Origin of the sequence: Pseudomonas sp. C5pp (assembly GCF_000814065.1) — a bacterium.
Lineage (GTDB): Bacteria > Pseudomonadota > Gammaproteobacteria > Pseudomonadales > Pseudomonadaceae > Aquipseudomonas > Aquipseudomonas asiatica.
The window spans coordinates 66,030-78,027 of record NZ_JWLN01000021.1 but is presented as its reverse complement, the minus strand read 5'-3'; the positions used below and the strand labels follow the sequence as shown (position 1 = coordinate 78,027).

The window sequence follows — 11,998 nt, the reverse complement described above, 5'->3', positions numbered from 1 at the left end:
CAAAGGATGGATACGTGAGCGAGACTGTCTTGTCCAATAACGATCAGCCGTCGGCACAGGCGCCGGCGGAACCCGTCACCACCCCACCTGCCAAGCGCTCCGGCAGTGGCCTGGCAACGCTGGCCCTGCTGTTGGGTGCGGCCGGGGTGGCGGTAGGTGGCTGGGGTGTCTGGCAGGTGCGTCAACTGCAAGGCAGCGAATTCAACCAGGGCCAGCACATCGAGGCGCTGAACCAGCGCGCCGAGGCCCTGCAGCAGCGTGAGCAGCAGATCAGCGCGCAACTGGCCAGCCTGCCGGCAGCCAGCGAGCTGGAAGACCGCCGCCGCCTGGTGGCACAGTTGCAGGGCGACCAGCAACGTCTCAGCCAGCGCCTGGAAACCATACTGGGCGAAAGCCGCAAGGAATGGCGCCTGGCCGAGGCCGAGCACCTGCTGCGCCTGGCCACCCTGCGCCTGTCGGCGCTGCAGGACATCACCAGTGCCAAGGCCTTGGTCGAGGGGGCGGACGAGATCCTGCGCGAGCAGAGCGATCCGGGTGCCTTCGCCGCCCGTGAGCAATTGGCGCGCAGCCTGGCCACGCTCAACAGCACTCAGCAACCGGACCGTACCGGCCTGTTCCTGAAACTCGCCGCTCAGCGCGAGCTGGTGCAGCAACTCAGCGCCCAGTCGCCAGAGTTCGACACCAATGCCGATGCCCTGGGCGCGCTCACCGCCGATGGTGACGGCGCCAGTCGCCTGTCCCAGTGGTGGGCCGAAATCTCCAAGTACTTCCAGATCGACTTCAACGCCGATGACAACGTGCGTCCGCTGCTGGCCGGGCAGCAACTGAACCAGCTGCGCCTGGCCCTGAGCCTGACCATCGAACAGGCCCAGTGGGCAGCGCTCAATGGCGATAGCAAGGTCTACACCCAGGCGCTGGACGACGCCCGCAGCGTGCTGCTGGCCAACTTCAACGCCGACAACCCGCAAAGCAAGGCCATGCTTGACAGCCTCAATGCCTTGGCCGAACAGCCGGTGTCGGTGGTTACCCCTGACCTCAGCGAAAGTCTGGCCGCAGTGCAGGCCTATATCCAGCGCCGCCACCTGCCGGCCGATGCTGAAGGGGGCAAGCCATGAAGCGTGTCTACCTGCTGGCCGTGCTGGCGATCGTGGTCGCCGCGGCGCTAGGAATCGCGGTCGCCAAGCACAGCGGCTACGTGCTGATCTCCTATGGCAGCTTCCGCTACCAGTCGGGGCTGTGGGCGGCCCTGGCCGGCTTGCTGGTTGTGGTGCTGTTGCTGTGGCTGGTGCGCTACCTGGTCGGCCTGGTGCTGACTTCCAGTGGCGTGGTCAACCCGTGGTCGCGGCGTAATCGCAGCCGGCGTGTTCGTCTGGCCATCGAGCAGGGCCAGCTGGATCTCGCCGAGGGCCGTTGGGCCAGTGCCCAGCGCCATCTGCACCGTGCCGCCGAGGCCGAGCGCCAGCCGTTGCTGTATTACCTCGGTGCCGCGCGTGCCGCCAACGAGCAAGGCCGAACCGAAGACAGCGACAACCTGCTGGAACGTGCCCTGGAGCGCCAGCCGCAAGCGGAGCTGGCTATTGCCCTGACCCATGCGCAATTGCAGATGGACCGTGGCGAAAGCGACGGCGCGCTGGAAACCCTGCTGGCCATGCAGGAGCGCCACCCGCACAACGGCCAGGTGCTGCGCCTACTGCAGCGCCTGCACCTGGAACGCGGCGACTGGTCTGCCCTGATCCGCCTGCTGCCTGACCTGCGCAAGGGCAAGGTGCTGCCGGCCGCCGAGCTGGCTGCCCTGGAGCAACGTGCCTGGGGCCAGAACCTGAGCCTGGCCACCACCCGTGGCGAGGATGCGCAAAGCGCCCGTCAGGCTCTGGAGCGCGCCTGGCAGCAACTGACTGCTGCCCAGCGCCAGGAGCCACAACTGGTGCTGGCCTATGCCGAGCAATTGCGTCAGGTGGGCGCCCAGAGCGAAGCGGAACAAGTGCTTCGCACCGCCCTCAAGCGTGAATACGAAAGCCATCTGGCACGCCTGTACGGCCTGGTGCGCGGCGATGACCCGGCGCGCCAGCTGCAAACAGCCGAAGGTTGGCTCAAGGCCCACCCGCAAGATGCCAGCCTGCTGCTAACCCTCGGCCGTCTGAGCCTGCAGAACCGCTTGTGGGGCAAGGCGCGGGACTACCTGGAAAGCAGCCTGCGCATGGAACGCAACCCCGAGGCCTGTGCCGAGCTGGCGCGCCTGCTCGCCGGCCTTGGCGAGACCGAGCGCAGCAACCAGCTGTTCCAGGAGGGCCTCGGCCTGCTGGACGAGCGCCTGCTGGCCCTGCCTTTGCCCGAAGGCGTACGCGCCTGACCTACCCCAGGGCCCGCGCAAAGGTGCGGGCTTCGGGGGCGGGTAACTTTTCTCTCTTTGTAAGTTAGATCTGCAGTCCATTTCTTCAGACGTTTCCTACCGCATGGTTGGAAATTTCCTTCGCGATTCAGCGACTTGTCATTGCTGTCGCGCCTTGAAACAAAGCGCGTCTTTCCTCTACCGTTTCAAGCCACTTCATTATCCCGGGACCTTCACCACCCATGCTGCCGGCCCGTTTGCGCACCTTTTTCCTACCTGCCTGCCTTGCTGCACTGGCGGTACTGGCCGCGTCCTTCCACCTGGAAAGCGTCCTCGGGCTGGTGCCCTGCCCGTTGTGTTTCAGCCAGCGCCTGCTGCTTGGCCTGTACGCGCTGCTGTGCCTGGCGGCGGTGCTGCAGGCACCGGGTACGGCGGGCATTCGCTGTTACGCGCGGGCGACGCTGGGCTGTTCGCTGGCCGGGGCGCTGCTGGCAGCGCGACATGTCTGGTTGCAAGGGGATGACGGGGCCATTCCAGTCTGCCCGGTGCCGCTCGGGCGGCTGTTCGAGCAATCCTGGGGCGAGGCAGCCCGGCAATTGTTGTTCGGCGGCCCGGATTGCAACTCGCTGACCTGGAGCTTTCTCGACCTGACTCTGCCCGAATGGAGCCTGTTGGCGTTCCTGCTGCTGGCAATGCTGCCCTTGAGTTGCCTGCTGGCGTATCGTTTCCGCACCCTGGCGAGAACATGATCTGGCGCAAGGTTGCGCCATTGGCACGACCAATGGCCGTGTAACAGGGTATTAAACACTTGTATGAACTTTGTCCGCTGCGTACCTTGAAGGGCAGCACGCGCGGGAATAATCTCCCAGCACGCATACCGAAAACACAACTGCTCGATGCCGCCTGCTGATGTCACCTTTGTGCTGCACGGTCGTGGTGCGAGGTGCAGCGGCATCTACCCAGAAGGGAAGAGATTGCCATGCTCGATAGTTGTCAGAACGCTCAGGAACGCTGGGGTGGGGTTCACAAACTGATCGACCGCTGGCTGGAGGAGCGCCAGGAACTGGTGCAGGCTTTCCGCGCGCTGCGCGATGCCAAGCCGGCCTTCGCCGACAAGGACACGAACGGGGACTTTTGCGCGCTCCTCGTTGACTACGTTTCGGCGTGGCATTTCGAAGTCTGCGAGCAGTTGGTCAGTGAGGCCAAAGCCTTCGGCGACGAGAAGGCGCTGAAGCTGGCCGAAGAGATCAACCCACGGATCAACGACAGTACTCAGGTCGCATTAGCCTTCAATGACCATTGCGCCAAGGGTGAGTGCAAGGACACCGAACGCTTTGCCGAAAAGCTGGGCAAGCTGGGTGGCCTGCTGCACGAGCGCTTCGAACTTGAAGACTGCCTGATCGAAGTGTTGCACAACGCGCACAAGGAAGAAGGCGCATTACCGGCGTGAGCGTTGGCGTCAGTCGCCAACCGCCAGCAGTTCTATCTCGAACACCAGGGGGGTGTAGGGTGCAATCAGGTCGCCCGCACCCTCGGCGCCATACGCTAGCGCCGACGGGATCACCAGGCGCCATTTGGCGCCAGCGTGCATCTTTGGCAAGGCCACCTGCCACCCTTCGATGACTGAGTCCAGGCTGAACCACTGGGGCGTCTGGTTCTGGTCGAACACCGAGCCGTCTGGCAGCCTGCCCACATAGCGCACCTGCACCTTGCCACCGGCTTTGGGCTGCGCGCCCGTGCCTGCTTGCAGTTCGCTGTAGAGCACACCCTCCGGTAGTTCATGCACGCCATAACGACCACGCTCGTTGGCCATGAAGCGTGTTTCGGCAGCTTGCAGCTTCTGCATGGCGGCATCGCCTTCCCGTGCTTCCTGCTGCTGGAGCAAAGCCCGCATGCGTGCCTTGTCGAGTTTCAGCGGTTGCCCCTGGTAGGACTGGCGCAGGCCTTCTACCAGCGCATCCAACTGCAGGCCCGGCATATCCTGGCGCAGCCGCTCACCCAGGCTGGCGCCGATGCTGTAGGCGAGGTCATGTTCTTCGCTGTCGGCCAGGGCGATGGGTGCCAGCAGGCATAAACCTAAAAGAAGATATCGAGGCATGGTCAGTTCCTGCGCCAATGAGCGGGGAAGTATGCCAGTGTTCCGTTTTGTATTGTGTGCTCGCGGTCCTTGTAGGAGCGGCCTTGTGTCGCGACAGGGCTGCAAAGCAGCCCCGGCAATATCTGCGGTGGTGCTGAAATCCAGGGGCTGCTCCGCAGCCCATCGCGACACAAGGCCGCTCCTGCAGGAGTGCTGTGCAATACAGATAACTGCCAAATATCAGCAATGATTTATTCAGCAACTACACTTGCTCGGAGCTGCAAGATAACAACTTTGCCCAGGCATGCAACGCGGCGTAAACAATACTGTCAACATGCCCTAGCGGCGGTAGCAGCAGAAGCATAGTATGAGCCGCAATCTCGTCAGCCAGGAGGTAAACCATGTCGGCTAAAAAGAAGCCAGTAAGCACGCCGTTACACCTGCTCCAGCAACTTTCGGGCAGCTTGCTCGAACACTTGGAAGATGCCTGCTCGCAAGCGCTGGCTGATGCGGAAAAACTGCTGGCCAAGTTGGAAAAGCAGCGTGGCAAGGCCCAGGAAAAACTGCACAACGGTCGCCTGAAACTGCAAGATGCGGCCAAGGCAGGTAAAGCCAAGGCGCAGACCAAGGCGCAAAAAGTCATTGGAGAACTTGAAGAACTGCTCGACTCCCTCAAGGAACGTCAAACCCAGACTCGTTCTTATATTCAGCAACTCAAGCGCGATGCCCAGGACAGCCTCAAGCTGGCCCAAGGCGTAGGCAAGGTTCGCGAAGCTGCAGCCAAGGCGCTTGACCAGCGTGCTGCCAAGACCTCCAAACCGGCAGCCGCCAAACCCGTCACCAAGGCTGCTGCGGCCAAACCTGCAGCCAAGCCGGCCGCCAAGGCCACTGCTGCTGCCAAACCTGCAGCCAAGCCAGCCGCCAAGGCCACTGCTGCTGCCAAACCTGCGGCCAAGCCAGCCGCCAAGGCCGCTGCTGCAGCCAAACCAGCTGCCAAAGCCACTGCTGCTGCCAAGCCTGCAGCGAAGCCAGCCGCCAAGGCCAGTGCTGCTGCCAAGCCTGCAGCGAAGCCAGCCGCCAAGGCCACTGCTGCTGCCAAGCCTGCAGCGAAGCCAGCCGCCAAGGCCACTGTTGCTGCCAAACCTGCAGCCAAGCCAACTGCCAAGGCAACTGCTGCTGCCAAACCTGCGGCCAAGCCAGCCGCCAAGGCCACTGCTGCTGCCAAACCTGCGGCCAAGCCAGCAGCCAAAGCCACCGCAGCCGCTAAACCTGCAGCCAAGCCAGCGGCGGCCAAAACGCCAGCCAAAGCCGCTGCTGCCAAGCTGGCCGCGAAACCAGCTGCCGCCAAGGCTCCAGCACGTACGGCCGCCAAACCCGCCGCCAAGCCAGCAGCTGCCAAGCCTGTTGCCAGCAAGCCAGCCGAAGCCAAACCGGCTACGCCAGCCGCCAGCACTCCGGCCGCCGCGACCAACTCGGCCACCCCGGCAGCTTCGGTAGCGCCATCGGCACCTGCCAGCACCCCGGCTCAGGCACCGTCTTCGGCGTCCTGAAGCGCTGCCGCCGCGACGCGCAACCGAACCAGCGCGTCGTGGTGGCGGGCCTGGTCCGGCGCCAGCCGGTCCAGCCAGTCTTCCATGGGCTCATGGGCGCCCACCGGCCACTGTTGCGAACGCTCCTGCAAGCGTTCCAGCAAGGTTCTCTCGGCCTGTAACTCCAACCCCTTCACCTGCTCACGCAACGCCGCCAGCTGCGCATCACTTTGCGCTGCTGCTCGCCACTGTTGGCGCAAACTACGTAATGGGTTGACCACTTCGCGCTGCCAGGGCTCGGTAACCTCGCGCAATGCCTGTACGCGTTCGTCCCGCACGGCCACGCCACGCGCCTGCAGCCAGGTTGCGCACAGCAGCAGACAGACATCGCCACCCAGCGCCTGCAGTTCAAGGCAGGCGGCTTCCACGCCGGGCCTGGCGTACAGGGCCAGGGCGTGATTCCACAGGTCGGTGTGCATGGTTCCACTCACGCTATGGGCCGAGGAAGCTGGTAGACTCCGCGACCATCATGATCAGACTATCCAACCTCACTTTACAGCGTGGTCCGCAGCGCTTGCTAGAAGGCGCCGAAATGACCCTGCACACCGGTCACAAGGCCGGCCTGATCGGCGCCAACGGCGCCGGAAAATCCAGCCTGTTCGCCTTGCTGCGCGGTGAGCTGTCGCCCGATGCCGGCGATTGCCAGCTGCCCGGTGACTGGCGCATCGCCCACATGCGCCAGGAGGTCGATACCCTCGACCGCCTGGCCGTGGACTATGTGCTCGACGGTGACGTGCGCCTGCGCAAGGTCCAGGCCGAACTCGCTGCGGCCGAGCAGGCCCACGACGGTACCGCCCTGGCGCGCCTGCACATTGAGCTGGATAGCGCCGACGGCTATACCGCCGACGCCCGCGCACGCAAGCTGCTGGCCGGCCTTGGTTTCACCAACGAACAGATGGACCGCCGCGTCGGCGACTTCTCCGGTGGCTGGCGGATGCGCCTGAACCTGGCCCAGGCCCTGATGTGCCCCTCCGACCTGCTGCTGCTCGATGAGCCCACCAACCACCTGGACCTGGACGCTATCCTGTGGCTGGAGGACTGGCTCAAGGGCTACCCCGGCACATTGTTGCTGATCTCCCACGACCGCGACTTCCTCGATGCCGTGGTCGACCATGTGCTGCACGTCGAGCAGCGCAAGCTGAACCTGTACAAGGGCGGCTACACGGCCTTCGAGCGCACCCGGGCCGAGCGCCTGGCGCAACAGCAGCAGGCCTACGAGAAACAGCAGGCCCAGCGTGCGCACATGGAAAAGTACATTGCCCGCTTCAAGGCCCAGGCCACCAAGGCCCGCCAGGCACAGAGCCGGATCAAGGCACTGGAGCGCATGGAGGAGCTATCGGCGGCGCATGTCGATTCGCCGTTCGACTTCGTTTTCCGCGAGTCGCAGAAAATCTCCAGCCCGCTGCTGAGCCTGTCCGAAGGCCGCCTGGGTTACGGTGACAAGGCGATCCTCGACAAGGTCAAGCTGCAGCTCACCCCCGGTGCGCGCATTGGCCTGCTCGGCCCCAACGGCGCTGGCAAGTCGACCCTGATCAAGAACCTCGCTGGCGAGCTCGAGCCATTGTCGGGCCGCCTGGTGCGGGGTGAGAACCTGGCCGTGGGCTACTTCGCCCAGCACCAGTTGGACTCTCTGGACGACAAGGCCAGCCCGCTGCTGCACCTGCAGCGCATTGCCCTCACCGAACGTGAGCAGACCTTGCGCGACTTCCTGGGCGGCTTCGACTTCCATGGCGACCGCGTCGACGAGCCGGTGGTGAACTTTTCCGGTGGTGAAAAGGCTCGCCTGGCACTGGCCCTGATCGCATGGGAAAGACCGAACCTGTTGCTGCTCGACGAACCGACCAACCACCTCGACCTGGAAATGCGCCTCGCGCTGACCATGGCCCTGCAGGAGTTTGCCGGTGCCGTGGTGGTGGTGTCGCACGACCGTCACCTGCTCAAGAGCACCACCGACGACTTCCTGCTGGTGGCCGACGGCAAGGTCGACATCTTCGATGGTGACCTGGACGACTACAGCCGCTGGCTGGTCGAGTACCGCCAGCGCAGCGCGCCAGCCAGTACCACCCCGGTCAACCCGGACAAGACCGACAAGAAGGCCCAACGCCAGGCTGCCGCAGCCTTGCGTCAGCAACTGGCCCCGCACAAGAAGGCTGCCGACAAGCTGGAAGCCGAGCTCAACCAGGTGCACGCGCAACTGGCCGAGATCGAGACCGCGCTGGGTGATGGTGGCCTCTACGACGCTTCGCGCAAGGACGAGTTGCGTGACCTGCTGGCGCGCCAGACCAAGCTGAAGCAGCGCGAAGGCGAACTGGAAGAGGCCTGGATGGAAGCGCTGGAAACCCTCGAAAGCATGCAGGCCGAGCTCGAGGCGCTGTCCTGATGGAGGAACTGCGTTCGCTGCTGCCAGGGCAATGGATGGACACCTTCTGGCTGGGCTTGCAGATACTGTTGATCCTGGTAGTGGCCTTCGTCCTGCAGCGCATCGTTGCACGCGGGCTGAGCCGCCTGAGCCAGCGTTACCCGTTGCCGCCGGAGCTGCTGGTGCCGGTGCGTGGCGGCCTGCGCTGGCTGATCATGGGCAGCGCGTTGCTGTTTGTGCTGGAGCGCCTGGGTGTGTCGGCGACCGTGCTGTGGACAGCACTGTCCGGCTTCGTCGCGGTGGCGGCAGTGGCTTTCTTCGCCATGTGGAGCGTGCTGTCCAACCTGCTGTGCGCGGTGCTGATCTTCACCGTCGGGCCGTTTCGTATTGGTGATGTGGTCGAACTGGTCGACACCCTCGACAAGCCGGGCGTCAAGGGCCGGGTGATTGCCATCAACCTGCTGTTCACCACGCTGATGGAAATGCCCGAGGCGGGCGGGGCGCTGGTGCAGGTGCCCAATAGCCAGTTCTTCCAGAAGTCGGTACGGCGCTGGCGCGGGGCTGAGGTGCAGTCCATGCACAAAGAGTTGCCTGTAGAGGCTGACTGAACCTGCACCGGCCTCTTCGCGGGTAAACCCGCTCCCACAGGAATTCCGCAGCCCTTGGGGATTGCGCGATACCTGTGGGAGCGGGTTCACCCGCGAAGAGGCCAGCACAGGCAATAGAAATCCTTCAGAAATCGCTGGTTATTTTTTCACCAACACCTTAGCTTAACGTTTTGCAACAAATGTCCGAGCGAGGTGTGTGATGTCGATGGAAGTGTGGTTGGGCTTCTTTGCCGCCTGTTGGGTGATCAGCCTTTCACCCGGCGCCGGGGCGATTGCCTCGATGTCCAGTGGCCTGCAATACGGTTTTTGGCGTGGTTACTGGAACGCCCTGGGCCTGCAACTGGGCCTGATCCTGCAGATCGCCATCATCGCCGCCGGCGTCGGCGCTGTTCTGGCTGCCTCGGCCACGGCGTTCCAGATCATCAAATGGTTCGGTGTCGCCTACCTTGTCTACCTGGCCTACAAACAGTGGCGTGCGCTGCCCTTGGACATGAGCGATGAATCCGCCGTGCGTCCGATCGGCAAACCGCTTAGCCTGGTGTTCCGTGGTTTCCTGGTCAACGTCAGCAACCCCAAGGCGCTGGTGTTCATGCTGGCGGTGCTGCCGCAGTTCATCAATCCGCATGAACCGCTGTTGCCCCAGTATGTGGCGATCACCGTGACCATGGTCGCCGTGGATATGCTGGTGATGGCGGGGTATACCGGGTTGGCTGCGCGGGTGTTGCGCCTGCTGCGTACGCCCAAACAGCAGAAGCGTTTGAACCGGACTTTCGCCGGGTTGTTCATTGGCGCGGCCACCTTCCTGGCGACTCTGCGTCGCGCGCCAGTCTGACAGACCGTATGTAGGCCATTCGCGGGCGTGCCCGCGAATGGGCCACCTCTATTTCTGCTTGTCCACCAGCCCCTTGAGCAAATCCACCGGCAGTGGAAAGACGATGGTCGAGCTCTTGTCCCCGGCAATCGTCCCCAGCGTCTGCATGTAGCGCAACTGCATCGCCCCTGGCTCCTTGCTCAGCATCTGCGCCGCCTGCATCAACTTCTCCGACGCCTGCAACTCACCCTCGGCATGGATCACCTTGGCCCGCCGTTCACGCTCGGCCTCGGCCTGGCGGGCAATGGCGCGCACCATCGATTCGTTGAGGTCTACGTGCTTGATCTCGACGTTGGCCACCTTGATACCCCAGGCATCGGTCTGTGCATCAAGCACCTGACGAATGTCCGAGTTCAGTTGCTCGCGTTCGGCCAACAGTTCATCCAGTTCGTGCTTGCCGAGCACCGCGCGCAGCGTGGTCTGGGCCAGCTGGCTGGTCGCGACGAGGAAATCTTCGACCTGGATGATCGCCTTCTGCGGGTCGAGCACTCGGAAGTAGAGCACGGCGTTGACCTTGACCGAGACGTTGTCGCGGGTGATCACATCCTGAGGTGGTACATCCAGCACCACGGTGCGCAGGTCAACCCGCACCATTTGCTGGATTACCGGGATCAGCAGGATCAGCCCCGGCCCCTTCACCTGCCAGAAGCGCCCCAGTTGGAACACCACGCCGCGCTCGTATTCACGCAGGATGCGGAACGCCGACAGCAACAGCATCGCCAGCACGATCAGCACCGCGCCGAAGCCCAATTGCATGAACATGGTCATTCTCCTTGCGCCGCGGGCGCGGCGGCGCTCACTTCCAGCATGACGCCATGGCGCGCGGTCACCCGCACGTTCTGGCCCGCTTGCAGTGGCGTTGCACACTGCGCCTGCCATTGCTCGCCCTGGGCCAGCACAAAGCCACAGAACGGGTTGCCCGCCATCACCTGTGTGACGGTGACCAGGCTGCCGACCAGGCCGGCGTCACCGCTGACCAGCGCCCGTCGGCGGGCCTTGAGGGCCATGCCCAGCACGCCGCCGATCAGCAGCGCCGAGAGCACCGCCAGGGTGCCGATCAGGGCCAGCGGGATGCCGAAACCAGGGGCATCGGTGTCGATCAGGATCAGCGCGCCGACCACGAAGGCGACGATGCCGCCAAAGCCGACCACGCCGAAACTGGGCAGGAAGGCTTCGGCGATCATGAAGGCGATACCGAGCAATATCAGCGCCACCCCGGCGAAGCTCACCGGCAACAGCTGCAGGGCATATAGCGCCAGCAGCAGGCATATACCGCCGACCACGCCACCGACCGTCGAGCCGGGGTTCATGAATTCGAACAGCAGGCCGTACACACCGATCATGATCAGAATCAGCGCCACGCTGGGGTTGGTGATGACCGCCAACACCCGTGTGCGCCAGTCCGGCAGGTGCTCGACCAGGTTGGCGCCGGCGGTCTGCAGTTGCAGGGGCTGGCCAGCGACAGTGAGCGTTTTGCCATCGAGCTTGTGCAGCAGGTCACGCAGGTCATCGGCCATCAGGTCGATAACGTCAAGCCTCAAGGCCTCGCTGGCGGACAGGCTGACCGCCTCGCGCACGGCCTTCTCCGCCCAGTCGGCATTGCGCCCGCGCAGCTGCGCCAGGCCACGGATGTAGGCTGCCGCATCGTTGACCTGCTTGCGCGCGAGGGTATCGTCATCGCTGCCTTTGGCCTTGTCATCCTTGGGCGTGCCTGGCGGAGCACCGACCTGCACGGGGGTTGCGGCCCCCAGGTTGGTACCGGGCGCCATGGCCGCGACATGGCTGGCATAGAGGATATAAGTGCCGGCGCTGGCGGCGCGGGCTCCGCTGGGGGCGACGAAGGTTGCGACCGGCACTGGGCTGGCGAGAATCGCCTTGATCATCTGGCGCATGGCGCTGTCCAGCCCGCCCGGGGTGTCCATGCGGATAACCACCAGTTGTGCACCCTGTGCCTTGGCCTGGTCGAGGCTGCGCACCAGGTAGTCGGCGCTGGCAGGGCCGATGGCGTCATCGACACCCAGTACCCAGACTGCACCAGGCGCTGCCTGACCGCCTGGCGTGATACCAAGCAGCAACAGCAGCAACAGCAGCAATAGCCAGCGCCAGCAGCGGGCGATCACCTGTCGTCACCTCGTTTGCCTCTATTGCACAAGTTTAGCCCTGCC

Annotated in this window: 12 protein-coding genes; 8 read left to right on the top strand and 4 right to left on the bottom strand. The window is 64.0% G+C overall.

Going from position 1 to position 11,998, the window contains the following annotated elements; genetic code table 11:
• Window positions 1-14 precede the first annotated feature (14 nt).
• The 4 genes from RR51_RS31565 (at window position 15) to RR51_RS17770 (ending at window position 3,779) form a co-directional block, all read left to right on the top strand.
• The gene (locus RR51_RS31565) at window positions 15-1,115 is read left to right on the top strand and encodes a uroporphyrinogen-III C-methyltransferase (protein WP_015268542.1); all 1,101 of its coding nucleotides are present in this window, start codon (window positions 15-17) and stop codon (window positions 1,113-1,115) included.
• Complete coding sequence (locus tag RR51_RS17780) at window positions 1,112-2,350, top strand: heme biosynthesis protein HemY (RefSeq protein WP_015268543.1); 1,239 nt, start codon at window positions 1,112-1,114, stop codon at window positions 2,348-2,350. The genes RR51_RS31565 and RR51_RS17780 overlap by 4 nt, the downstream gene beginning before the upstream one ends.
• A gap of 221 nt (window positions 2,351-2,571) precedes the next feature.
• Window positions 2,572-3,078, top strand: coding sequence for a disulfide bond formation protein B (locus RR51_RS17775; protein ID WP_039614273.1), 507 nt, complete (start codon window positions 2,572-2,574; stop codon window positions 3,076-3,078).
• Window positions 3,079-3,308: 230 nt separating this feature from the next.
• The gene (locus RR51_RS17770) at window positions 3,309-3,779 is read left to right on the top strand and encodes an Rsd/AlgQ family anti-sigma factor (protein ID WP_023662697.1); all 471 of its coding nucleotides are present in this window, start codon (window positions 3,309-3,311) and stop codon (window positions 3,777-3,779) included.
• 9 nt (window positions 3,780-3,788) lie between these two features.
• Here RR51_RS17770 and RR51_RS17765 read toward each other — a convergent pair whose 3' ends face one another.
• A complete protein-coding gene (locus tag RR51_RS17765) occupies window positions 3,789-4,427 on the bottom strand; it encodes an FKBP-type peptidyl-prolyl cis-trans isomerase (RefSeq protein WP_039614272.1) in 639 nt (212 codons plus the stop codon).
• 380 nt (window positions 4,428-4,807) lie between these two features.
• Between RR51_RS17765 and RR51_RS17760 the strand changes: the two genes are divergently transcribed.
• Window positions 4,808-5,956 carry an AlgP family protein gene (locus RR51_RS17760; protein ID WP_039614271.1) on the top strand — a complete coding sequence of 383 codons (1,149 nt, stop codon included), beginning with the start codon at window positions 4,808-4,810 and terminating at the stop codon, window positions 5,954-5,956.
• Here RR51_RS17760 and RR51_RS17755 read toward each other — a convergent pair.
• Window positions 5,932-6,414, bottom strand: a complete 483-nt coding sequence (locus tag RR51_RS17755; RefSeq protein WP_039614270.1) for a TIGR02444 family protein — start codon at window positions 6,412-6,414, stop codon at window positions 5,932-5,934. The two genes, RR51_RS17760 and RR51_RS17755, sit on opposite strands and share 25 nt — an antisense overlap.
• Before the next feature lie 50 nt (window positions 6,415-6,464).
• Between RR51_RS17755 and RR51_RS17750 the strand changes: the two genes are divergently transcribed.
• From RR51_RS17750 to RR51_RS17740, 3 genes are all read left to right on the top strand, one after another.
• On the top strand, window positions 6,465-8,375 hold the full coding sequence (locus tag RR51_RS17750; protein ID WP_039614269.1) for an ATP-binding cassette domain-containing protein: 1,911 nt from the start codon (window positions 6,465-6,467) through the stop codon (window positions 8,373-8,375).
• Window positions 8,375-8,962, top strand: coding sequence for a mechanosensitive ion channel family protein (locus RR51_RS17745; protein ID WP_039614268.1), 588 nt, complete (start codon window positions 8,375-8,377; stop codon window positions 8,960-8,962). Before RR51_RS17750 ends, RR51_RS17745 begins: the two co-directional genes overlap by 1 nt.
• 199 nt (window positions 8,963-9,161) lie before the next feature.
• Complete coding sequence (locus RR51_RS17740; RefSeq protein ID WP_015268551.1) at window positions 9,162-9,794, top strand: LysE family transporter; 633 nt, start codon at window positions 9,162-9,164, stop codon at window positions 9,792-9,794.
• A 48-nt stretch (window positions 9,795-9,842) separates the two neighbouring features.
• On the opposite strand, the gene RR51_RS17735 is transcribed toward RR51_RS17740, so the two are convergent.
• Entirely contained in the window at window positions 9,843-10,595 is a 753-nt protein-coding gene (locus RR51_RS17735; protein ID WP_015268552.1) for a slipin family protein, read from the bottom strand.
• A 2-nt stretch (window positions 10,596-10,597) separates the two neighbouring features.
• Complete coding sequence (locus RR51_RS17730; protein ID WP_039614267.1) at window positions 10,598-11,953, bottom strand: NfeD family protein; 1,356 nt, start codon at window positions 11,951-11,953, stop codon at window positions 10,598-10,600.
• Between the last annotated feature and the right edge of the window lie 45 nt (window positions 11,954-11,998).